This window comes from Oscillibacter sp. 1-3 (genome assembly GCF_000403435.2).
Taxonomy (GTDB): Bacteria; Bacillota; Clostridia; order Oscillospirales; family Oscillospiraceae; genus Oscillibacter.
In genome coordinates, this window is the sequence record NZ_KE159703.1 from 557019 (window position 1) to 578738 (window position 21720).

Sequence of the window (21720 nt, forward strand, 5' to 3'; positions counted from 1 at the left end):
CTATGGATACGACAAAGCGTTACAAGGCCGTCTTCTTCGACCTGGGGGGGACCCTCCGCATCGCCCTGCTGGAGGAGCCCTGGATGCGCCACGCCCGGCGGAAGATGGCGGAGATCGCCGGTTCCCCTGTTCCTTACGAGGAGTTCTACCAGATGATCGAGGAGCGCTACGAGCCCTACCGCAAGTGGGCCCTGGGGGAGAACAAGGAGTCCAACGACGAGGAGCTGTGGTGCAAGTGGCTGCTGCCGGACTACGACCAGGCGCGCATCAGGCAGGTCTGCCATGAGCTGAGCTTCCAGTACCGCCAGTGCAAGGGCCGCCGGGTCGTTGTGGACGGCGGCGTGGAGGTCATCAAGGGCCTCCATGAGCGGGGCTACAAGCTGGGAATTATCTCCAACCTCATCGGCGAGAACGAGGTGCCCGACTGGCTGGAGGAGGATGGTCTGGACCGGTATTTTGATACGGTCATCCTCTCCTCCGTCTGCGGAATGCGCAAGCCCTGCTTTGAGATCTACCAGCTGGCCGCCAGGGAGATGGGCGTGGAGCTGAGCGAGTGCGTGTCCGTGGCGGACAACATCAAGCGGGACATCCCCGGCGCCAAGAAGGCCGGCGTGGGCTGCAACATCATCTTCTCCTCCCCGGAGAAAAAGCACCCCGTGGAGTTCACCGAGGAGAACCGCCCCGACGCGGTGGTGGAGGACTTCCGGGAGATCCTGAACCTGCTGCCGCCCCTGAACTGAATGGATTTGGAGAACGTCCGGGGGAGGAGGCCCTCCGGGCGCGTCTCCCGTTTTCCAGAGGACTATATAGTTGAAGCGTTTGAAAATCCGCAAATTTCGGATTTTCAACCAGCGGGTCTTTGACCCGCCGGACGGGCTTGCCTGTGCGCTTCACCTATGAAGTCAAACACACAACCGTTTACACGGTCCCCGGCGGCAGTAAAACTGCCGCCGGGCTGGAAAGAATCATTCTCATTCTTTTCAGGTGTGTCGACTATAACAACAAGGAGGCTGATGGAATATGAACACCGACATCAGATACATCTTCCTGGACCTGGGGGGCACCTTCCGGGTCATCGACGAGGACCCGGCCTACCTCTCCGCCGCCCGGGCGAAGATCGCGGAGCTGTGCGGCGTGGAGACCGACAACCCCAACCAGTGGTTCAGCGACGTGATCGACAAGCGGTATGACAAGTACCGGGAGTGGGCGCTGAAATTCATGTGCGAGGCCCCGGAGGAGGTCCTGTGGACCCGCTGGCTGGCCTTTGATATGGACCGGGAGCGCATTTTGAAAAACGCCTCGGAGCTGACGTACCAGTACCGCCAGACCAAGGGCCGCCGCACGGTGGTGGAAGGCGGCGCCGAAACCGTGAAGGAGCTGTGCGCCCGGGGCTATACGCTGGGCATCATCAGCGACCTGGTGGGCAGGCGGGAGGTGGACGAGTGGCTGGACGCCGACGGCCTGCGGCCCTATTTCAAGACCGTCCAGCAGTCCTCTATCACCTACGTCCGCAAGCCCGGCCCGGCCATCTACTACTACGCCATGGAGGAAGTGGGCGCCCAGCCGGAGAACTGCTGCTATGTGGGCGACAACCTGAACCGGGACATCGTGGGCGCCAAGGCCTGCGATTTCGGCATGACAGTCACGGTGCAGTACAACAAAAACAAGCCCCTGAAGCTGACGGAGGAGAACATGCCCGACGGCAAGGTCTACACCTTCCCCCAGCTGCTGGACATCTTTCCCGCCTGCGGGCAGGTGGCGGCCGACAGGCTGATTCCCCCCAGCGACGGACAGTGATCTCTTTCTTGAGAGAAAAAGAACCCGGAAGAACCTTGCCCCGCGCTCCGGTCTGGTAATCATCCGGGCCAAAGCGGCGGCAGCGAGGACACATTGATCGATACAGGAGGTTTTTGATATGGCAGACATCAAACGCGGCGGCGCTCAGCTGGCTGAGGCCGTCAAAAAGGCATACGAGCTGGGGCAGGACGACTACCACCTGGAGCCCATGGTCCTGGTGGAGGACGGCAAGCCCGTGGGCAAGATCTCCGACGGCGACGCGGTTATCTTCTGCTGCCGCCGGGGCGAGCGGGAGATCGAGCTCACCGAGATGTTCACGGAGGAGGGCTTCGACAAGGCGGAGCGCCGGAAGCTCAACGACCTGGACTTTGTCATCATGACCATGTACCACGACAAGTTCAAGGACCTGCCCATCGCCTTCGCCCCCGCCAAGGTGGTGAAGCCCCTGGCCCAGGTCCTCAGCGAGGCGGGGAAGACCCAGTTCCACTGCGCCGAGAGCGAGAAGTTCGCCCACGTGACCTTCTTCTTCAACGGCGGCGAGAACAATGCCTTCCCCGGGGAGGACGATCTGTGCTTCCCCTCTCCCAAGGGCATCGACTTTGACCAGAAGCCGGAGCTCTCCCTGCCCCAGGTGGCGGACGCCGTGGTGGACGCCCTGGGCAAGTACGACTTTGTGGTGACCAACTTCGCCAACGGCGACGTCATCGGCCACACCCAGAACACTGAGGCCAAGATCAAGGCCTGCGGCTATGTGAGCCAGTACCTGGACAAAGTGGTCAACGACGCCCTGGGCAAGGGGTATGTGGTGGCCATCACCGCCGACCACGGCAACATTGAAAAGCTCTACACCGCCGCCGGCAAGCCCGACGGAGCCCACACCACCAACCTGGTGCCCTTTATCATGATCGACCCCGCCGATCCCAGCCCCATTCGGCTGCGGGACGGCTCCCTGGGCGACGTGTCCCCCACAGTGCTGAACGTCATGGGCATTCCTCAGCCGCCCGAGATGGACGGCAGGCCCCTATGCGAGGGCAAGGACTGGGGCCAGGGCCGGAAGATGCTCCTCATCATCTGTGACGGCTGGGGCCTGGGCACCGGCGACGACGGCGACGCCATCCATCTGGCCGACACCCCCTACTGGGACTCTCTGCTGGCGGAGAAGTCCTGGTCCAAGCTCCACGCCTCCGGCGAGTTCGTGGGTCTGGGCGCGGGGAAGGCCGGCAACTCCGAGGCGGGCCACTCCAACCTGGGCGCGGGCCGCTGCGTGATGCAGGACGACGTCCGCCTGGACGCCGCCGTGAAGGACGGCAGCTTTAAGCAGAATCCCATCTTCCTTCAGGCCATCGAGCACGCCAAGAAGAACGGCACAGCCCTGCATCTGCTGGCGTACCTGACCTACAAGTCCTCCCACGGCTGCATTGACTACCCCCTGAACATCTGCGAGATGGCCCGGGACAACGGGCTGGAGCGGGTGTATCTCCACATTATCTTCGACGGCCGCTCCACGGACCCCGGCTCCGCCCCCGCGCTGCTGGCGGAGACCGACGAGAAGCTGGAGGCCATCGGCGTGGGCCGCATTGTGGACGGCGTGGGCCGCGGCGTGGTTTTGGACCGGGATAAGAACTACGACAAGGTCAAGCGGGCCTACGACGCCATGGTAGAGGGCGCCGGCACCCGGTACGAATAAGCTCCCCCGGCGGGCACCATTCTCTCTCTGCTGCTGACAGGCGGCGCGGCAGACGCCGCGCCGCCTCAACCTTTGTATGATTTGTAGTGAAATACAGTGGTTTTTTTGCGTTTTCCCCAATCCATTGTGAAAATTCAAACAGATATTGACGGGACGGTTTGAATAGGAGTAAAATATAGCCGCAATGAACAAGGCCTCCGGTGGTAACCGTGCAAATCTGTGTGAACGCACACAGTTCCCGGGAAGTCCTGCTCTGACCGCTGGCCGCGCCCTGTGGAATCCACGGCGTGGCAGACGGCAAAACATGGAAAGGAAGAAAGAGCTGATGAACGAAAAAAATCTCAAGGTACTGGCGGCGGAGATCCGGTTGGAGACGCTGAAGGTGATCCACAGCCGGGGCTTCGGCCATGTGGGCGGGTCTATGGACCTGGCGGACCTGATGGCCGTGCTGTACGGCGAGGTCATGAAGTTCGACCCCAAGAATCCCCGGTGGGAGGACCGGGACTGGCTGGTGCTCAGCAAGGGCCACGCGGGCCCCGTGGCCTACGCCACCTTTGGCCTGATGGGCTTCTACCCCATGGAGGAGGCCTACACCCTGAACCAGCCCGGCACTAAGTTCCCCAGCCACACGGACCGCAAGCTCACCCCCGGCGTGGACCTGACCACCGGCTCCCTGGGCCAGGGCGTGTCCACCGCCACCGGCGCGGCTCTGGGCAACCGGATCGACGGCCGGGATAATTACGTCTACTGCGTCATCGGCGACGGCGAGGCTGACGAGGGCCAGGTCTGGGAGGGCTTCCACTTCGCCTATGCCCACAAGCTGGACAACATTATCTACTTCATCGACAACAACGGCTATCAGCTGGACGGTTCCACGGACGACATCCTGGCCCACGGCGACATCGCCAAAAAGGCCGAGGGCTTCGGCCTGCACACCCAGGTGGTGGACGGCCACGACGTGAAGGCCATCTACGAGGCCATCCAGAAGGCCAAGGAGACCCGCGGCGTACCCAGCTGCATCGTGCTGAACACCAGCAAAGGCAAGGGCGCGACGTTTGCGGAGCCCAAGCACGACCACTCCTCCCAGCCCAAGGAGGAGCAGTGGCTGGAGGCCATCGCGGCCTCTGAAAAAGAGCTGGAAGCCGCACGGAACGCTTAAAGGAGGGTGAGAGAGATGAATGTGAAACTGATCGGCAAGCATGAAAAGGACTCCCGGGCCTGCCGGGACGGCCTGGCTCTGACCCTGAACGAGCTGATGGCCGAGGATAAGAGCATCGTCTATGTGGACTGCGACCTGATGGGATGCATCAACACCAAGCAATTGCGGAAGAACTATCCCGAGCGGGCCTTTGAGGCCGGCATCGCCGAGGGCAACGCCGCCGGCGTGGCCGCGGGCCTGGCCGCCACGGGCAAGAAGGTCTTCTTCCACTCCTTCGGCACCTTCTCCAGCCGCCGGTGCTACGACCAGATCTATATGTCCGCCGCCTACGCCGGGCTGAGCGTCCGGGTGCTGGGCAGCGACGCCGGCGTTACCGCCGCCTTCAACGGCGGCACCCACATGCCGCTGGAGGACGCCGCCATGTACCTGAGCATCCCCGAGGCCACCGTACTGGACCCGGCGGACTATGACCAGCTGGCCAGCATCACCCGGGGTCTTGTGAACGTGGAGGGCGTGAGCTTCACCCGTTTCGTCCGCAAGGACGTGATCCAGGTCTACGGCGAGGGCAGCGAGTTTGAAATCGGCAAGGGCGTTGTCCTGCATGAGAGCGCGGATGACAAAGCGACCATCATCACCTCCGGCATCATGGTGGACGAGAGCCTGAAAGCCTATGAGGCCCTCCAGGCCGAGGGGATCAGCGTCAGGGTCGTCGATATGTTCACCTGGAAGCCCCTGGACGAGGAGCTGGTGCTGAAAGCCGCCAGGGAGACCGGGGCCATTGTCACCGCCGAGAACCACAACGTGACCTGCGGCCTGGGCAGCGTGGTGGCCAACTGCCTCGCCAGGAACTGCCCCACCGTCCAGGAGTTTGTGGGCGTGCAGGATCAGTTCGGCCAGGTGGGCCCCCAGGCGTTCCTGATGGACACCTACGGCCTGCGGGCGGCCAACATCGTGGAGGCCGTGAAAAAAGCCATTTCCCGCAAGTAAGGCGGCGAAGCCGCATCCGGCGGGTCCAGGGGCAGAGCCCCTGTAAAGATCCCCGTGACACGCGGTGTCCGGCTTTGCCGGACAGAACTGACGCAATTTCTCAGCCACCCTATGGCTGAACCGCAGGGGGCGCCGCCCCCTGCACCCCCGCAAGCCTTTGAAATACCCCATTTGGGGCACACGAGGCTTGACCGAAACTTTTAATTAAGGAGACTGATAGCAATGGCACAGAAAATGGACGCCTTTTCCGCCGCTCTGATGGCCGACAAGCGCGAGATCATCTTTGCTCCCACCGTGTATAAGTTCGACACCTTCGCCGCCATGGCGGAGGAGTTCAAGCTGAACGAGCGGGACGTGGTTCTCACCAACGAGTTCATCTACACCCCCTTCATGAAGGACCTCGGCCTCAAGTGCCAGTACGTGTTTCAGGAGAAGTTCGGCGCCGGCGAGCCCAGCGAGGAAATGATCCAGGTCATGTACGACGCCATCCCCTACGACAGCTATGACCGCGTCATCGCCGTGGGCGGCGGCGCCATCATGGACCTGTGCAAGCTGCTGGGCTGCAAGCGTCCCGACACCGTGCACAATCTGTATTTCAAGCGCTTCCCCGTCCAGCATGAGAAGGATGTCATCGCCATCCCCACCACCTGCGGCACCGGAAGCGAGTGCACCAACATCTCCGTGGCCATCGTCAAGGACGAGAAGGACGGCGTTCTCACCGGCGGCGAGACCAAGCTGGGCCTGGTGTCTGACGACATCATCCCCAACAAGGTCTGCCTGATCCCCGACCTCATCAAGACCCTGCCCTATAAGCCCTTCGCCTGCTCCGCCATCGACGCCCTGGTCCACGCCACGGAGTCCTTCCTCAGCCCCCACCGCAAGACCATGACCTCCGAGCTCTTCTCCGAGAAGGCCATGGACGTGATCCTCAAGGGCTTCAAGCTGATTGACGAGAAGGGCCAGGACGCCCGGTTCGAGTATCTGGACGAGTTTGTGACCGCCAGCTTCTATGCCGGCATCGCCTTCCTGAAAGCCGGCTGCGGCCCTGTCCACGGCATGAGCTTCCCCCTGGGCGGCACCTATCATGTGGCCCACGGCGAAAGCAACTATATGCTCTTCGGCGCCATCCTGGACTACTATGACGAGAAGAACCCCGACGGCGAGATTATGCGCTTCAAGGAGCTGGTGGCCCGGATTCTGGGCTGCGAGGCCAAGGACGCCATCCCCACACTCAACGCGCTGCTCCAGCGCATCCTGCCCCTGCGCCCCCTGCGGGACTGCGGCTTCACCGAGGCGGACTTCAAGGCCTTCCCCCTGTCCGTGGAGGCCAATCAGCAGCGGCTGATGACCAACGCCTACTATCCCTTCGATCTGGAGGCCGAGGAGGCCATCTACCGCAAGTGCTTCTGATTTCCAGACGTAAAAACGGAGCGCCGGATTTCCGGCGCTCCGTTTTTCTGTTGAAGAACTTGAGTAAGGTGGAGATAATCGTCCTCTAGTTCAGGCTCCGGAGCTGTGTTATACTGGAAACATAAAAGGAGTGGGGGATTATATGGGATTGTTGGTGCTTGGAGTCCTCATCTGTATTCTGATAAGTTTCCCAATTGTGGCGGAAAGAAAGCGATGGGAAAGAGCGCGCGAACAATATAACCAAACCGAGTACGCAGTCCAAACGCAAAACTCTTATGAACAAGTTATGGGAGACGGGGGCTTCTGGGTGAATTTTCAATCTACAAAGCCCTGGAGATTCTGGGGGCCCCCAGAAAGTTTCTGTTTAATCTCTATTTGCCCATACAAAACGGAGGAACCACGGAATTGGATGTGGTTCTTTTACACGAGTCTGGGATATATGTATTTGAATCCAAAAATTACAGCGGCTGGATTTCTGGATCAAAGGAGCAGCGGTACTGGACCCAGACCCTTCCAGCGGGACGGGGGTGGTCGCAGAAGCGCCGCTTTTACAATCCTATCTTACAAAATGACGGACATCTGTACCGATTATATCAGCTGCTCCGTCCCATGCGGTTTGTGAGCGGCCCGCCGGTCTATTTCTCTTATATCGTGTTTGGTAATCGCTGTGTACTGAAGGATGTTCCTCGGAGAAGCGGAATACACAATATTCTGAACCTCGGCGAGCTTTTTTCTGCCATTCAAGAAAACGCAATGGAGGCCGGTGCGAGGCTAACGGCTACGGAGATCGAAAGACTCTATAATCGGCTTGAGCCGTACACCTGTGTGGATGACACTGTAAAGCAGACACATATTGAAAGCATTCGATTGAAATACCGCTGATAGCGGGGGAAACATCCGCTCAAGTCACATCTCAATTCCCTGCAATTCCAGAATCTCCACCGCCTCCTGTCCGGCAGCGGTGAGGGCCGCGCTGCCATGGAGGAAATTCTCCCCGTAGGCGGCATAGTCGAAATTGCTCAGGGGCAGATCGTAGTCCAGGCTTACAAGCCCCTTCAATTCCAGCCATGCCAGGGCCTCGCCGTACTCCGCGGAAGAGTAGTCCGCCTCCTCCAGGCAGACCGGCGTCCCGCTGTTGTTCCGGCGGGCCACCGGCAGAAAAGCCACCTCCCCCAGCCGCAGCAGCAGCGCCGCCTCTGGCGGCGTCAGCACGATTTCCCGGCGGCAGCCGCCTCCGCAGGAGCCGCACCCGCCGCAGTTTTCACAGCCCATCACAATGCACCAGCCTTTCTTTGGATGGTTTATTCTGTCCGCTGAATGAACTTTTTATGACAGGGGCAATGGCGCCCCATAAATGGACAAGGGCATAAGAAGATAATGGCCTGACGGTATGCCCGCCGTCAGATTTTCCACTCAATTTGCAGTTTCTCGCTGGTGGCACGAATGACGGTAATCATCAAATCCATCACCTGCTGCTTGTCCTCGAAACTGACATTCTCCCAATCGTCCAGGTAATTGGAAATCGTGTCAATCTGCTCCAGGGACACCGCTTCGGCGGTCAGCTTGGCAATCTCGCTGGCAAGGGCCTGACGGCGGTTGTCCAGTTCTTCAATCTTGGCGTTGGCGTAGGAGATCAGCACTGGGGTCGCACCCGTCAGCGTGTCCAGCAGCTTTTCGATCTCGTTTTCCACCTGGACCAGTTCCATCTGCTTTGCCGTCAGTTTCGGGTTGGCGGCTCTTTTCTTTTTACGGCCCGTAGCGTCTTATATAGTCCTCCAGTTTTTTCACCAGCTGCTGGTAAACTAATGCCTCCAACTCCTGCATTTTGACCGTACCACAACCGGGACAGACTTTGTTCTCGGTGTGTTTCGAGCAGCGTAAATAGATATAGCCGCAGGAGTGGGCCGACATCAGAGCGTAACCGCAATTTCCACATTTGATTTTCCCCGCCATCCAGGTATTGCGGACTTTTCTCGCGGGCTGGTAGCTTTGGCTTGTCATGATTTTCTTTCGTACCCGAAGCCACAACTCAGACGGGATGAAACCCTCGCTGGGGGCCAACACCAACATCTGCCCTTGCAGATATTTGTGCTTGTTATCAGTATTGCCCTTACTGCGATAATAATAGCAGCCGTTGGTTCCTGCGAAGTCGGCGGCATCGTTGTAAATCTCCGTTCCCTGGCTCTTGAAAAACTCGTAAATGTCCAGGTCAGCCATTGCGTAAATTTGGATTGCGGAGGATTAGGCTGATGGTTGACTTGGAAAACGGTTTTCCATAGAATGACCTCACGCCTTGGGCCGTAAGCTGGGTGGCGATGTCGTGGAGCGAAATGCGCGGGTCGATATACATATCGTACATCTTGCGAACGAACGCCGCCTCTGTCGGCTCAATCACCAGCTTCTTTGTATGGATGCCGTCAATGATGATAGGCTCTGTCCTAAAACCGTAGGGCGCACGCTCACCCATTTGGAAACCTCGCTGACACCGGGAATACCATGCATCCTGCACTCACTTCTGGATAGTCTCTCACTCTAACTGCGCGAACACAATGCAGATGTTCAGCATCGCCCGGCCCATCGGTGTGGACGTGTCGAACTTCTCAGTGGAAGAAATAAATTCCACGTTGTACTCCTGGAACAAAGCCATCATGTTTGCGAAGTCCAAAATGGAACGACTGATGCGGTCGAGTTTGTAAACGACTACCCTGGCAATCAGCCCACGCTTGATGTCCTCCACCAGCATTTGAAACTGGGGCCTGTCCGTATTCTTGCCGCTGTAACCCTTGTCTTGATATTACTTGTAACTCCCGCCTCTCAATTCGTATTTGCAAAACTCAATCTGACTTTCGATAGAAATACTATCCTTTTTGTCAATGGACTGTCTTGCATAAATCGCGTCAATTCGGTTGTTCATTTTGCGCTCCCTTTCTGAAAAGAAACGGAGCTGCTGACAGCTTCATTATACCGTCAGCAGCTCCGCAAAGCAACGGCGCGGCAAAAATTTAGCTGGGCCGGTTCCTCCGTCTGCCGGTGGCTGGTGTACTTGCGGAACACCTCATAAAGCCGCTGCTCCAACTTCCGGCGCTTCACCGCCTCCTGTTCCGGGGTGAGGAAGGGCGTGAGGTTTTCCAGCGGGATTTCCCGGCCCTGGGAGGTGACAATCTCGGTCTGTGTTTTGTAGCTGATATGCACCATAGGCAACTCCTTGTTTTCAGATTTTTAAGATGTAGCTGCGGACATTTGTCCGAAAAGTGGGCGCTATTTACTCCCACTCGTTCCCGCTTATTTATACTTGGTATTGTTCTTATAGTTCTCATTAGGGGGGGCAGGTTTTTTACCTACGCCAGCCGGGTTTCTGCCCTATTACACGACCAGTTTTTTGACTATCGAGAAGGGAAAATTTTTATCCATCAGGAAGTTTCACATAGATATGGTTGGGCTTGGAGAACTGCTGCTGCTTGCGCTCAATCAGTCCTGCCGCCTCCAATTCCGTCAGCACACTCTTGGCAGTAGTCGGACACTTGTCGAGCATTTTTGCAATCTTCTCAATCAGGAATATGATATAAACTCTTCCGGCCTCGTCCGTCCATTTGTTGAGTTGGGACAGCCGCGCTTGGTTAAGCAAACGGGCATAGGTCAGTTTGGCGGTAAAGGTCAGCTCCATCTCTATCAGGAATCAGGGGAAAAAGAAATAAGGTGGCAATTCGGTAGTTGTTGTCATGTAGATGGCATGGGCCTCCTTGCCGTTGTCCAGGAGCAGGCGGTTCCTGCAATCGTAGTTACAACACTCATGCACCAGCCGCCGGGCTGTGCGGTACTGCTGATAGGTCATGTGAGGGATTTCGGATAGCGCCATTTCACACGTTCCCCCGGCAAAATCCTAAAAACGTCAGATTTGCGTTTTTAACGTGAGCGCCAATCTGGCACTGACGATACCTGACCCGCAGAAAAGGAACAGACGCAGAGCGGGTGTTCCGTTCCTGTGGGTGCACAAGGGGTTTGGGGAGTACAGCTCCCCATCACGTCCGAAGGACGCAATGCCCCCAGCAGGGCGCACGACACCGAAACGGTGTATAAGTGCGCTGTAAGAAACGGACACACTCTTGTTGAAGCTGCTTTATCGCTGACATTCTGACCTTCTTGGCATAGGAGGGACAAGCCGCCGAAGCAGCTTGTCCCTCCCGGTGATAGGGATTTTGTCCCTCACCTGGTAGCCATCATGCCGGGGTGATCATTAGGGCAGTCAGCAGTAAAATTTGAAAAACTTTTTCCGAACGCCCTCAATACTCTCATAAACTGCGGCCTTGGAACAGCCGCACAGCCGCCCAATTTCTGCATAGCTGTAATCGTACAGCGCATAGAGCAGAAACCGCTCCCGCTGGGTAGGCGTGCAGAGGGCCAGCACCACCAGAATTTCATCTAGCGTTTCCTGCTGGCAGACCAATTCCTCCGGGGTAGCGCAGTAGGGCACCCCCCCCTGGGCAGCGATTATGTACTCGTCACGCTCGCGCCCGTCCCAGTGCCGCCGCTGTTCCCGGTCAAGGATCCGCTCAGTGCGCTTGGCCAGCTCCCAGAACTCGTCCAGGGTGGCAGCGTCCTCATAGGTCAGTTTGCGGCTGTATCTCTTGATGGTGATCTCTATCTTGTTTTCCTCCTGTTCAGATTTGGGGTAAGCGAAATCTGAACAGGAGGGGCGGGCCGTAGCACCGGGGCCCGGTTGGATAGCCCACCGAAAAAGCAAAAGCGCCCGAACAGCACAAGGCTATTCGGGTGCTGGGGACAACATTGTAGGCAGACAGGAAAGGACTATTTTCGCAAGTGTGGGTAGGCCCTGTTTGAAAAATAAATATTGCACTAACTCTTTATTTGTGCAATATTTATTTTTCAAACAGGGCCTAGATGGTATCGTCAATAAAAATATGATAAAATAGTCCTCAAAGAAATAGGAGGGCTGAAAAATGGGAAAGGAATAGCGGCGACACGGTATAAGCGATAGAGGTTGGGAGAAAATCGAGCCATACACGATAGGCGAAAAGGGAAACGAAGCGGGAATGCTCGAGACACCCGGCAGTTCATCGACGGAGTATTCTGGATTCTGCGCACCGGAGCGCCTTGGCGGAACTTGCCAGAAACCTATGGAAACTGGAAGAATGTACACCGACGGTTTTGCCGATGGCGAGATAAGGGAATTTGGGAAAGGATTCTGGAAGCGCTGGTGGATGACACAGACTTTGAGTGGTTGATGATGGATACCAGCCATGTCAAAGCGCATCCGGACGCTGCTGGCACACGGGGCGGCAATCAGGCGATGGACCGTACAAAAGGGGGATTAACACCAAGATACATTTGGCCGTGGATGCGCATGGTATGCCGGTGCGATTCTTTATCACTTCTGGTACCAAAGCGGATTGCACAATTACAGCGCAACTGATGGAGGGTTTCCGGGCGAAATATCTTTTGGCAGACCGGGGCTATGACACAGACGCGATTATTGACGACACCATCTGCTGTAAGTTAGATACTCGTAAGACAGTATTAGATTTGTTTTTTGGAAACGGCGTAGCGTTGGCTATGCCGTTTCCCCGTTTTGTAAGTCGTTCAGCAGGGACGCGGGGAGTATTCCCACAAGGTCATAGGATATGTCAATCTGCTGTTCCCTGTGTCCGTTTGAAGTGTCCGCCATATGGACGTAAACTGCTTTCACCATGTCATTCAGTACGGCGGGTGTCAGTTCGTCCATGTCGAAATACTCATGTACCTTGCTAATGAACCGTTCAATGTTCTCTGCCTGTTCTTCCTGTCGGTTAATTTCTTCATTCAGTTGCAACAGCTTTTCCCGCAGTTCTTCCTGCTCCTGTTCGTAATCGTCAGAGAGCATTTGAAATCTGCTGTCAGAAAGTTTACCATTTGCGTTATCTTCATAAATACGTTTAAACAATCGGTCAAGTTCCGCAATCCGGCGTTCCGCTTGCGTCAGTTGCCGCCGCTTTGCCGTCAACTCCCGTTTTGCGTCTGCTTTCTGTTTTGCGCCCATAGCCTTACGGAATTGTTCTTCATGGTTGGCTACACAGGCAATCGTCAGCCGGAGATGCGCAAACACACCCTGTTCCAAAACTACGGCGCGGATATAATGCGTCGGGCAGACTTCTTTTCCCTTGAGCCTTGAAGTGGAACATACAAAATGGTCTTGCCGCGCTTCAAAATTTTTGCCTGTGCAGTAGTACAGTTTTTCGCCACAGTCAGCACAGCGGACAATGCCGGAAAACATATTCGTCTTTCCCGTTCTTGTCGGGCGGCGTTTGTTCTTCCGTAATTCCTGTACCCGCGCCCATGTGTCAGCATCTATGATTGCTTCATGGGCATTTTCAAACCTTGTGTAGATAAAAAAGATACAGCCCGAAATCGGCAGAATAAAATTTAGAAACAGCGGCTGAAACGGAACGTTTTGGAAAATAAAAGCACGAAAAAGTTGAGTTTTTCAAAACGGCCTTCCGTTTCAAGAAATTTACGCACCAGAGATGCAAAAACAGGTTTCCCACAGACGGAGTAAAATCGCTGTCATCGTAATTACTTCCAAAGCAAATGATTGCTTTTTATGAGAATTCGGATACCTAAAATCTTAAAACACAGCAAATCGCCGCCCTCGCCTGCCAGAAACTATTTGGTGGGCCGAGGGCGGCTTTTTTATTTCAATAGCAAGGAGGAATCAGCATGGCATACCGGCAAGTCTACTTTCGCATCCGCACCGACTGCTACAACTCCGGCTGGACAAGCGATGCCGACAGAACCGCATTCGAAAAGGAAAGCCGCCGCCTGTTCCAAGAGCTGGGGTGGACAGCTACCCTGGGGTACAACGGAGGTTGCGACACAGTCACCATGGGCCAGCAGGATCTCTACCTGCACCCCAGCAGCTTCAGCGGAGTGATAGATGAGGCCAGCATCCAGCCCCTGCAAGAGCAGCTATCGAAAGCGCGAACCTTCCGCTGCTATCACGTTGACCGCGCATCAGCTTCTCATTCAGCACACCACATTATAGCACGCCGTACACTGGAAATGTGGGGCTTTACGCGAATCGGTCCCCAATATCCCCAATCCACAATCCGACTCACAGGATCAGCCGCAGAAGAAGCAGTCCCTCTCGCCGCTTTGGACCAATGGTTAAAATTTCGATATATAAATTAGATAACCATTTTTGATGTCCATTTCGTAAAGTGTGTGATTTAGGGTGTGAAATGCAGGTGGTTGGCCTGACAATTTATTTTATAATTAGGGTAAGAAGCCGGTCTCAAACGGTTTCGGCCAGCGAAAGCCGATTTTTCCCAGAATGGAAGGATCCGCTGTGAAAACCTAACGGCCGATCGCGGTGATCGCCACACAGGCAGCACGCGCATCCGGCAAAGCTGTCAATACGCACAGCAGGGGGTTACTAAACGATAGTGAGGAGTGCTACAATGAAAAATTCACGAAACGAACGGATCGTCTTGGATTCCTGGCGAAGATGCGCACAGGCGGGACTGTCGCCCGATTCCACCCGGCAGCTTTACCCGCTCTCGGATCAGCAGCTTAAAACGCTGTGTGAGCAGTCGCACAACAACATTTCCGCCTTTGAGTCCTGTGCGGTGCCCACCGCCGCCAGCCTGCCAAAAGCCTCCGCGTTTCTTCTGGTCAGCCAGCAGGGAATACTACTGAAAAAAAATACCTGAACTTCCGATTTTCCGGCTTTTCAGACCTGGTTTCTCTTTTTCCGAGGCTCATGCGGGCACCAATGCCGTTGCCCTGTCCATTCGGCACAGTGAGCCGATGTGGACCTTCCCGCAGCAAAACTACTGCACCCTTTTAACGAACTGCACCCTGTACAGCGCCCCATTCACCCCTGATCGCTCCTCTGTCACGTTGGCCATTGTTACAAACCAAAAGCAGATATCCGACTGGCCTCCCGTGCTGCTCCGGCAGCTGATCGGCAGCATGTCGCTGGAGCTTCGGCAGGTGACAAGCTCCCACATCCGCCAGAAAACGGAGTCCATCCATTTAACCGCGCGTCAGCGGACGATTCTTTTGTGTATCGCCGGAGGCATGACCGACCGGCAGATCGCGGCCGACCTGCACATCACCCAGGAAACCGTGCAGTACCACAAAAAGAACCTGTACCGCCAGCTGGACGCCGAAAACGCTGTGCGGGCCGTAGTCAAAGCACTACAGCTGGGGCTGCTCTCGCTGGAAGATCTCCCGGTTTAGGCGGATCCGGACTGCGGAAACTGGTAGGATTCTGCATCGCTCAGGCAAAACTACTGAAATTAGGGAATTGAAAAAGCTTTGCGGATTTTACATAATTAGCATGTGGTTTGAACCAAAGACACCTCGTATAAGCCCGGGCAGCTCACAAGTAAGGTAGGAGGTTTTTATGAGCAGCAATGTGAACATCAAATATGTCAACCACTCCATGAATCTGGATCAGCCGTCTGTATTCGTATTCACCAAAAACGAGATCCCCAGCTTCGACGCCCTGCGGGAGGGCGTGGCCTGGCGTGTGATTAACAAGGTCGGGCGCGGCTCCTCCTGCGACTTCACCTTCCCCATCTCCACTGAAATCAGCGCCTCCTGGAACGACGGCTGCTGCCGGACGGCTATGCTGCCCGCAGTCATCGGCAGCCGCTTCTGCGTCGCCAAGGACAGCACCGGCATTGTCCTTCGATCCGATGGAAACGCCTCCAGCACGACCTCCATTGACGTTTGCAGCGACATCCAGACCCCCGGCGGCGTCAGCGTCAGCCTGTATAAGGACGGCCGCGTGGTCATGACCAAACAGGTCGTGTCCTACAATCAGAAGGCGACCTTCGTGCTGCATCCCAAGCTGTATTGGGGCCTGGCCTCCGAGATCCAGGAGGGCGATCAGCTCAGCTCCGCGGTCCTCAACTCGGACAGCTTTTTCGAGCAAGACCTGGAAGGCGTGTCTGAGGTGACGGTGGGCCTGTACGGGAATCCCGAGGAAGGCTATCGCTTTGAGGTCGAAAGCCAGAAGTAAGCCCGCGCCTTTGGATACCCGCTTATCGCTGCCGGAGCGGCGCTCCAGCGCTGTTTGAGGAAAGCCAGTCCCTCCCGGGAAGGCCGGCCGTCAGCCCGGGAAGAGACTGGCCTTTTTCTGTCTGGCCGCCGCGCCAACAGCTGCGCGGCGTGCCAGAGCGATTTGGATAGAAACGGAGTTGAATATATGCCAGAATATTCAAAAGTACAGTTTATCGCATGGGAGATCTACACCGGGGCGGTATATGGGCCGTCGGGCTCGGACCATTATGCCGGCCTCGCTCCGGCGGCGGATGACCGGCGGTTTCATGTGCTCAGTCAATGCCTGGATATCATGGCGCGCGTCGAGTTCACCCGCCGGGCCATTGAGACGGCCTATAAAAATGCGCAGGCGGATTCCGAAACACTGAAAATCTTTATGGCGCCGGAGTTCCTCTACAGAGGGGCGGCAGGGGCGTACTTCTACGACCTGCTGAACGGCTGGGAGAAGGCGCCCGCCTCCTTTGGCCCCCTGCCCGCTTATTTTAAAGGGCCTTGGGGCGGCCTGTTTGGCGAGCTGCGGTCATTGGCGGCAGAGGAGCGGTTCCAGGACTGGGTCTTTGTATTCGGCAGCGCCATAGGCGCCAGCTTTCCCCTCTCCTCCGTGATTCCCGGCGATCCCCGCTTTTCCGCTGCCACGGGCTGTAACATAGCGCTGATCCAATGCGGCGGCAGTACGCCGCGGCAGCGCGACGCCTGCTACTTCACCGAAAAGCACCTGAAGTCTGCCATTGACTTCGTGAACTTCACCCTGCGGAATGCCACGCCGCGGATACTCACCGATCAGGATATCGCCCATGGCAGCCAGCCCACCTGGAGAATTCTGGACCGCTTGATCCAGGAGGACCCCAACGGTCTGGGCGGCTCCCTGTTCCGGTTTCCCCACCTCCGCAGAAGCGGCGGGCAGATCCTCCAGTTCGGCCTTGAGCTATGCCTGGACCACTGCGTGGGCTATGTCACCGCCGGCGGCGCGCCCTCGCCCACCGGCCGGCTGGCTACAGGCACAACCCTGGTGGATATCCAGCTTGTGCCCTCCTGCGGGATGTCGCTGATTCCGACCTCCCTCGCCCTCGGCCCTCGGAGCGGTCCGCGGAATTTCTCCTATGCCTTCAACTGCGATGGACTGATCCCGATAGGCGGCAGCGGCCATGACCGTAATACGCACATTCAGCTCTGGAACGAGCTTGAGAGCGGGGAAGGCTACCAAGCAAATGAAGTGGCGGTCATTCGGAGAGGCTATGCCGAAGCGGGGCATATCCCCGTCGATGCCGCCGCCGCGGATCTGTCGGCGCTGGCTCCGGCCGAGGAAATCCCGTACACCCTCAGGATCGATGTGCAAAACATTTTGGCCGGCGACCTCTGGCGCAGCCACGACCCCTTCCGGACAGGCCAAAACAACCACGGGCAATTCTGGCCCCACGGACCCGGCTTCATCCGCACGCTGGACCCCCAGCCATTGGCGGAGGCCCGTGAATCCCCGGCTCCATCCGCAAATACGGCAGGGCCGTCCCTGCCGCTGCATGAGCATCCCACCACTGCCCTGAAGGCGCTGGCCAGCGGGGAGGAAACGAGCTGAGCTGTGCGCGGCGGTCTGATCCACCGTGCAAAGCGGCGCGGCTGAAGCAAGGCCGCGGCCTCAATCTAACAGTTTTTTACCGTCAGAGAGTCCCCACCCCTCTGGCGCCCTCGGAGCGGCCGGTAATTTTCGTCCGTTCCGGGGGCTGCTTTTGGGCATTTTCAGCACTGCGATGCGATATTCTACGCCCCAAAAGCTATATCCCCAGCATGACCGACGAATGGAATACCTCCGCCTCATGGGTAAACTCCACGCCGCCGGAATACTTTTCCGCAATCGCCTCCACGCTGGCCAGGCCAAAGCCGCTGTGCTGGTCTTTGGTGGACAGATAGCGGCCTGCCTCCATTTTTACGGTTCCGTTAAAGCCGTTGTCCACGGTGACAGCCAGCATGTTCCCGAAGCAGGCCATGTTGAAGCGGATAAAACGGGCCTCGCCCTCCACCAGAAGCGCGGCGTCAAACGCGTTTTCCAGCAGGTTCCCGATCAGAACAGACAGATCAATATCCTGGACGGCCAGATCTGCCGGGATCGCAATACGCGCTGAAAAGCAGATATCCTGCTCCGCCGACAGCATTCGATAATAGTCGGCCACCGTGTTCACCACGGCGTTATCGCACAGCTTGGGGATTTCGAGTTCCTTCGTGACTAGCAGGTAATGGTCCAAATACTGCTCCGCCTGCTTTACGTTCCCGCCTTGGAGGAAGCCCTGTATCGTAATCATATGATGTTTGAGATCATGGCGCATCCGCCGGGTTGCCTCCATATTGTTGCTGATCCGGCGGTATTGCTCCACCTGAAGGGAGAGCTGACAATGCAGCTCGTCATATTTCCGCTGGGCGCTCATTTTCTCATGGGTGATGTCCAATAGCTTGAAGCAGATGCCGTTCATCGCAAAAATTGAGATAAGCAGAGCGATATAGAGAAGCAAATTCATTGGCTCATAAAGATTGAGGTAGCCGAAGCAGATCAGGCCGCTGGACAGCGCCACGCACAAAACGATGGACAGCGTGGATATGTAGATGCTCTCCCTGTTCGTAAAGCTGTCCGCCATGATTTGGTAGTGCCGCTTGAGGACGAAAAACAAAACGGGCAGGAACACCGCGGCCGCCAGAAGCAGAATCAGCGGCGCACGGCCCAGGTATGGCAGCCCGTCGCTTCTGCCCATATACAGCCTTGTGGCAATCGCGTTGCTGATGGACGTGATGATAAACGCTCCGCTCAGAACGTAGGAGAACACAAACAGCTTTTTCGGCCATGAAGCGGTTACGGCGTACAAATACCACAGGAAGCAGAAAATCAGGCTCACAAAAAAAGCCATGTTGACCTTGACAAACAGCCAGGGGTCGGAGGCCGACGCACGGTGCAGCGCACATCCTGTCAGCGCGAACGCCGCCGCAAGCCCCGCAAACAGAATCAGCATAACGGCCCCGGTTTTCCGGAGGGGAAAGCGAAGCTGCCCCGCAAAAGGCTGAATGCACAGGAGCGCAAAGGGCCCAATCTGTATCAGCCAGCCGAAAAACAGTCTCCAAAAGATCACTCCTCAGCCCTCCTCGCTAAACGAAAGAGAAAGCTTTGATACTGTCTTTTCAGCTCGGTCCGATTGCCCCTGGACAGCATGATCTCTGTGCCGCCTGCTAAAATCACCCGGTCAAACAGGAAGGACTCCACAAACCGCATATTCACCACATAGCTGCGCTGCGCCCGCAGGAAAGCATCGTCCAGCTGCTCAAACAGCGCGTCCAGAGAGGTATAGGTGCGGAAGTCGCTTTTGGCGGTATGTACAATGCACAGCTTGTTCAGCACTTCGATAAACACGATCTGCTCCATCGGCACCGGAATCGTTCCCTGATTCGTCTTTATCACCAGGCTTTTCCGGGGAGGTTCCCCCAGCCGCATCAGGCACCGCTCCATCGCCTCCGCCACAGACTGGGCGCTCAGCGGCTTCGTGAGATAGTGGGCGGCGTTCAGCCGGAAGGCTTCCACGGCATACTCCCGGCTGACGGTGGTGAACACGATCTGCTGGCGGGCCAGGGCACCGGCCCGCTCCGCCGCCTCCATCCCGTTCATGCCGGGCAGGTAGATGTCCATAAAAAGAATGTCATACCGCTGAGCCGACGCCAAAAAATCCTCCCCGCCGGAAAATACATCTATGACGGCCTCCAGCCTCTTTTTTTCGCAAAATGCCTGGACCATCTCCCGCAGCAGGAGCAGCTCGTTCTTTTCATCATCACACAAAGCGATATGCAAATCAATCTCCCCTTCTGACCGGCGGCGCAAAATACCTGACGTGGCCTGTCAGTATGAGCCGGTGCGCGGCTTTTGGCCGGTCAGCGCCCCAGTACTGCAAAAACCCCTGTGTCCGTACCAACACAGGAGTTTTGGGCGGCTCACCGGATTCCTTGCTGCCGGTATTTGAAACTCAGGCCATCGGAGTCAGGGACGGGCGAATTCCAATCGACACGGACGAATCCAACGGCACCGCCGGGAGGGGCTGGCGGTGCCGAGCCGCCTGTCCGCTCAGCCGGATCAATCGGAGTAAGGCGGAAGCATTGCTGTACCCTGGATAAGCCTTTTTACAGTTTATATTATAACACAACAGATAAAAATTTCCATACTGATTTGACAAAAACAATATGCCTTTCCGCAAATATGATTTGTTTGTAAAGCTGACCGCTGAAGCATTTTTCCGGCAAGTATTTACAGGGCCTTGGCTTACAAGAACGCCTCCGAGACAGGCCCATCGGTCGAGGCCCGGTTCAAAGCCATGCGCATGCCGGCTCCGCAGAGGATTCCCTCAAGCCGTTTCCGCATTTTGCCGGGGGAAATCCTTTCGACCTCCGCTATTTGCGAAAAACAGAGCAGGGCGGCTGCCAGGTTTGCGAGCCGATCCAGCAGCGCTGAAAGCCGATGGTTCATATGGCCCCACTCCCGTTTGATCTCGCTCTTCTCATCCAGATACAGGCGGAGAAATTCCAAAAAGTCCCTGTCATCGCGGATCGGCATGATTTCCTTGAATTTGCCGTCGGCCAAGTCCCTGAAGTCCGCAACCTGCCCGCCTGTGCAGATGCTACACAGAATCACAGGAACCTTTCTGCCTTTATAACCAAGTTTCCCCGACTTGCCCCGGTTATTTCGTTTTCCCGCTTTTCGGAACTTGTAGACAAAGCCCTGGAGAAAATACGGAAGATGCTGGGGAAAAGCAAGGCCGTACAAGCATATGCTCTCCCCGGTATTGTTGTCCGCAGTCGGCACAGATGGCGTTCATGGTTATGTTCGTGAGGCAGACTTAAATCCCTATGTTGCCACAAGGCAGGATGCGATAGCCTATATGTCCAAGCTAGAAGAAAACCGGGTCCTTCCGATCTATGATAAAGACGGGAATGTGATTGGAACTTTTGTGCTGGACGGCTCTTTCATCAGCGGAACAGCAGCCAAGGAACTGGAGCGCGCAAAGGCAACAGCGGCGGCAAAGCCGGGGGCGGAAACACGCCAATCTGTAATTGTGAAGCAAGTATAGCTGGAAAGCATAGAGAAAGCTATTCACCATTACCAACAATGATTGGGAGACAAACCAAGCATAAGCACCAATGTGAACAGGCAGGGGAAGAAAAAGCCGCCCCCAGCCTGTGACCGTCCTACAGGCAGGGGCCAGCCGGTTTTCGCCCCTTTTTCTTTTTGGGCGCCTTGTTTTCCTGGTTCTCCATGGTGATGCCCATCGACCTGTGCGGCAGGCTGACGGGAGATGCCACGTTCTTTATTGGTGGCGGTTCGGATGCCCTCGCCGTAAGACGTCTTGGCAGAGACCAGCCAGCCCTTCTGGAGCAGTTCGTCCATCAGTTCAGCCACAAACTGATTCCCGATCTTATTGCGTCCGTCTTTGTCACACAGACGGCGGATCTTAAAGTGTTCCGCGACATGGATCGCAACAGGGTCTACAATGTAAAGATTGCTGCGCTTTGTCCTGCATTTTTCCAGGACATAACTTGTGATCTCATCCCGCTTGGCCTCCAGCTCCGCCCGATACGCTTCATCGCTCAGATCCCG

The 21720-nt window shown here is 56.6% G+C and carries 23 protein-coding genes and 2 pseudogenes; 14 read left to right on the plus strand and 11 right to left on the minus strand.

Annotated elements, in window-relative coordinates; translation table 11 throughout:
* Positions 1 to 2 precede the first annotated feature (2 nt).
* The 7 genes from C816_RS21500 (at position 3) to C816_RS02750 (ending at position 7922) form a co-directional block, all read left to right on the plus strand.
* On the plus strand, positions 3 to 740 hold the full coding sequence (locus C816_RS21500; RefSeq protein WP_016320877.1) for an HAD family hydrolase: 738 nt from the start codon (positions 3 to 5) through the stop codon (positions 738 to 740).
* A 280-nt stretch (positions 741 to 1020) separates the two neighbouring features.
* Positions 1021 to 1797, plus strand: coding sequence for an HAD family hydrolase (locus tag C816_RS21505; RefSeq protein WP_016320878.1), 777 nt, complete (start codon positions 1021 to 1023; stop codon positions 1795 to 1797).
* A gap of 118 nt (positions 1798 to 1915) precedes the next feature.
* Entirely contained in the window at positions 1916 to 3484 is a 1569-nt protein-coding gene (locus C816_RS02730; protein ID WP_016320879.1) for an alkaline phosphatase family protein, read from the plus strand.
* A 304-nt stretch (positions 3485 to 3788) separates the two neighbouring features.
* Positions 3789 to 4643, plus strand: coding sequence for a transketolase (locus tag C816_RS02735; protein ID WP_040654546.1), 855 nt, complete (start codon positions 3789 to 3791; stop codon positions 4641 to 4643).
* A 15-nt stretch (positions 4644 to 4658) separates the two neighbouring features.
* Positions 4659 to 5630, plus strand: coding sequence for a transketolase family protein (locus C816_RS02740; protein WP_016320881.1), 972 nt, complete (start codon positions 4659 to 4661; stop codon positions 5628 to 5630).
* 222 nt (positions 5631 to 5852) lie between these two features.
* Positions 5853 to 7040 (plus strand): 4-hydroxybutyrate dehydrogenase, encoded by a 1188-nt coding sequence (locus C816_RS02745; RefSeq protein ID WP_016320882.1) that lies wholly within the window; start codon positions 5853 to 5855, stop codon positions 7038 to 7040.
* A gap of 303 nt (positions 7041 to 7343) precedes the next feature.
* Positions 7344 to 7922 carry a nuclease-related domain-containing protein gene (locus C816_RS02750; protein WP_081646245.1) on the plus strand — a complete coding sequence of 193 codons (579 nt, stop codon included), beginning with the start codon at positions 7344 to 7346 and terminating at the stop codon, positions 7920 to 7922.
* Between the two features lie 24 nt (positions 7923 to 7946).
* On the opposite strand, the gene C816_RS21510 is transcribed toward C816_RS02750, so the two are convergent.
* From C816_RS21510 to C816_RS02770, 6 genes and pseudogenes are all read right to left on the minus strand, one after another.
* Entirely contained in the window at positions 7947 to 8315 is a 369-nt protein-coding gene (locus C816_RS21510) for a hypothetical protein (RefSeq protein WP_155978875.1), read from the minus strand.
* A gap of 125 nt (positions 8316 to 8440) precedes the next feature.
* A pseudogene (locus C816_RS23385) lies at positions 8441 to 9954 on the minus strand (recombinase family protein).
* A gap of 53 nt (positions 9955 to 10007) precedes the next feature.
* Positions 10008 to 10235 carry a hypothetical protein gene (locus tag C816_RS02760; RefSeq protein WP_016320890.1) on the minus strand — a complete coding sequence of 76 codons (228 nt, stop codon included), beginning with the start codon at positions 10233 to 10235 and terminating at the stop codon, positions 10008 to 10010.
* A gap of 208 nt (positions 10236 to 10443) precedes the next feature.
* Positions 10444 to 10704 carry a replication initiator protein A gene (locus tag C816_RS02765; protein ID WP_016320891.1) on the minus strand — a complete coding sequence of 87 codons (261 nt, stop codon included), beginning with the start codon at positions 10702 to 10704 and terminating at the stop codon, positions 10444 to 10446.
* 12 nt (positions 10705 to 10716) lie between these two features.
* Positions 10717 to 10896 (minus strand): cysteine-rich VLP protein, encoded by a 180-nt coding sequence (locus C816_RS22295; protein ID WP_016320892.1) that lies wholly within the window; start codon positions 10894 to 10896, stop codon positions 10717 to 10719.
* Positions 10897 to 11283: 387 nt separating this feature from the next.
* Positions 11284 to 11682, minus strand: coding sequence for an RNA polymerase sigma factor (locus tag C816_RS02770; RefSeq protein WP_040654827.1), 399 nt, complete (start codon positions 11680 to 11682; stop codon positions 11284 to 11286).
* Between the two features lie 343 nt (positions 11683 to 12025).
* Between C816_RS02770 and C816_RS22300 the strand changes: the two are divergent.
* Positions 12026 to 12533: pseudogene (locus C816_RS22300) on the plus strand (IS5 family transposase); the annotation flags it as partial.
* Positions 12534 to 12609: 76 nt separating this feature from the next.
* Here C816_RS22300 and C816_RS02775 read toward each other — a convergent pair.
* The gene (locus tag C816_RS02775; RefSeq protein WP_016320894.1) at positions 12610 to 13308 is read right to left on the minus strand and encodes a DUF4368 domain-containing protein; all 699 of its coding nucleotides are present in this window, start codon (positions 13306 to 13308) and stop codon (positions 12610 to 12612) included.
* A 443-nt stretch (positions 13309 to 13751) separates the two neighbouring features.
* Between C816_RS02775 and C816_RS21530 the strand changes: the two genes are divergently transcribed.
* From C816_RS21530 to C816_RS02800, 5 genes are all read left to right on the plus strand, one after another.
* On the plus strand, positions 13752 to 14222 hold the full coding sequence (locus C816_RS21530) for a hypothetical protein (protein WP_016320895.1): 471 nt from the start codon (positions 13752 to 13754) through the stop codon (positions 14220 to 14222).
* 269 nt (positions 14223 to 14491) lie between these two features.
* On the plus strand, positions 14492 to 14743 hold the full coding sequence (locus tag C816_RS02785; protein ID WP_016320896.1) for a hypothetical protein: 252 nt from the start codon (positions 14492 to 14494) through the stop codon (positions 14741 to 14743).
* 97 nt (positions 14744 to 14840) lie between these two features.
* Positions 14841 to 15275 (plus strand): response regulator transcription factor, encoded by a 435-nt coding sequence (locus C816_RS21535; protein ID WP_016320897.1) that lies wholly within the window; start codon positions 14841 to 14843, stop codon positions 15273 to 15275.
* A gap of 166 nt (positions 15276 to 15441) precedes the next feature.
* A complete protein-coding gene (locus C816_RS02795) occupies positions 15442 to 16062 on the plus strand; it encodes a hypothetical protein (RefSeq protein ID WP_016320898.1) in 621 nt (206 codons plus the stop codon).
* Positions 16063 to 16248: 186 nt separating this feature from the next.
* A complete protein-coding gene (locus C816_RS02800) occupies positions 16249 to 17676 on the plus strand; it encodes a hypothetical protein (protein ID WP_016320899.1) in 1428 nt (475 codons plus the stop codon).
* Positions 17677 to 17872: 196 nt separating this feature from the next.
* Here the strand turns inward: C816_RS02800 and C816_RS02805 are convergent, their stop codons facing one another.
* The 3 genes from C816_RS02805 to C816_RS24140 all read right to left on the minus strand — a co-directional run bounded on the left by C816_RS02805 (position 17873) and on the right by C816_RS24140 (position 20679).
* Complete coding sequence (locus C816_RS02805; protein WP_016320900.1) at positions 17873 to 19213, minus strand: sensor histidine kinase; 1341 nt, start codon at positions 19211 to 19213, stop codon at positions 17873 to 17875.
* A complete protein-coding gene (locus C816_RS02810) occupies positions 19210 to 19923 on the minus strand; it encodes a LytR/AlgR family response regulator transcription factor (protein WP_016320901.1) in 714 nt (237 codons plus the stop codon). The genes C816_RS02805 and C816_RS02810 overlap by 4 nt, the downstream gene beginning before the upstream one ends.
* Before the next feature lie 465 nt (positions 19924 to 20388).
* Positions 20389 to 20679 carry a hypothetical protein gene (locus C816_RS24140; protein WP_196803603.1) on the minus strand — a complete coding sequence of 97 codons (291 nt, stop codon included), beginning with the start codon at positions 20677 to 20679 and terminating at the stop codon, positions 20389 to 20391.
* Positions 20680 to 20893: 214 nt separating this feature from the next.
* Here C816_RS24140 and C816_RS02820 point away from each other — a divergent pair, with 214 nt between their 5' ends.
* Positions 20894 to 21193 carry a hypothetical protein gene (locus C816_RS02820; RefSeq protein WP_016320903.1) on the plus strand — a complete coding sequence of 100 codons (300 nt, stop codon included), beginning with the start codon at positions 20894 to 20896 and terminating at the stop codon, positions 21191 to 21193.
* 29 nt (positions 21194 to 21222) lie between these two features.
* Here C816_RS02820 and C816_RS24145 read toward each other — a convergent pair whose 3' ends face one another.
* Positions 21223 to 21522, minus strand: a complete 300-nt coding sequence (locus C816_RS24145; protein WP_196803604.1) for a hypothetical protein — start codon at positions 21520 to 21522, stop codon at positions 21223 to 21225.
* Positions 21523 to 21720: the final 198 nt, after the last annotated feature.

What these genes read in the sequence shown, in the direction of transcription:
- C816_RS02735 (WP_040654546.1), top strand. Translation starts at nt 3,789, where the DNA reads ATGGAAAGGAAGAAAGAGCTGATGAACGAAAAAAATCTCAAGGTACTG.
- C816_RS02760 (WP_016320890.1), bottom strand. Translation starts at nt 10,235, where the DNA reads ATGGTGCATATCAGCTACAAAACACAGACCGAGATTGTCACCTCCCAG.
- C816_RS02795 (WP_016320898.1), top strand. Translation starts at nt 15,442, where the DNA reads ATGAGCAGCAATGTGAACATCAAATATGTCAACCACTCCATGAATCTG.
- C816_RS21530 (WP_016320895.1), top strand. Translation starts at nt 13,752, where the DNA reads ATGGCATACCGGCAAGTCTACTTTCGCATCCGCACCGACTGCTACAAC.
- C816_RS02730 (WP_016320879.1), top strand. Translation starts at nt 1,916, where the DNA reads ATGGCAGACATCAAACGCGGCGGCGCTCAGCTGGCTGAGGCCGTCAAA.
- C816_RS21505 (WP_016320878.1), top strand. Translation starts at nt 1,021, where the DNA reads ATGAACACCGACATCAGATACATCTTCCTGGACCTGGGGGGCACCTTC.
- C816_RS24140 (WP_196803603.1), bottom strand. Translation starts at nt 20,679, where the DNA reads ATGCCGATCCGCGATGACAGGGACTTTTTGGAATTTCTCCGCCTGTAT.
- C816_RS02740 (WP_016320881.1), top strand. Translation starts at nt 4,659, where the DNA reads ATGAATGTGAAACTGATCGGCAAGCATGAAAAGGACTCCCGGGCCTGC.
- C816_RS02800 (WP_016320899.1), top strand. Translation starts at nt 16,249, where the DNA reads ATGCCAGAATATTCAAAAGTACAGTTTATCGCATGGGAGATCTACACC.
- C816_RS02765 (WP_016320891.1), bottom strand. Translation starts at nt 10,704, where the DNA reads ATGGAGCTGACCTTTACCGCCAAACTGACCTATGCCCGTTTGCTTAAC.
- C816_RS22295 (WP_016320892.1), bottom strand. Translation starts at nt 10,896, where the DNA reads ATGGCGCTATCCGAAATCCCTCACATGACCTATCAGCAGTACCGCACA.
- C816_RS02745 (WP_016320882.1), top strand. Translation starts at nt 5,853, where the DNA reads ATGGCACAGAAAATGGACGCCTTTTCCGCCGCTCTGATGGCCGACAAG.
- C816_RS02775 (WP_016320894.1), bottom strand. Translation starts at nt 13,308, where the DNA reads ATGTTTTCCGGCATTGTCCGCTGTGCTGACTGTGGCGAAAAACTGTAC.
- C816_RS02785 (WP_016320896.1), top strand. Translation starts at nt 14,492, where the DNA reads ATGAAAAATTCACGAAACGAACGGATCGTCTTGGATTCCTGGCGAAGA.
- C816_RS21500 (WP_016320877.1), top strand. Translation starts at nt 3, where the DNA reads ATGGATACGACAAAGCGTTACAAGGCCGTCTTCTTCGACCTGGGGGGG.
- C816_RS21535 (WP_016320897.1), top strand. Translation starts at nt 14,841, where the DNA reads ATGTGGACCTTCCCGCAGCAAAACTACTGCACCCTTTTAACGAACTGC.
- C816_RS02820 (WP_016320903.1), top strand. Translation starts at nt 20,894, where the DNA reads ATGCTCTCCCCGGTATTGTTGTCCGCAGTCGGCACAGATGGCGTTCAT.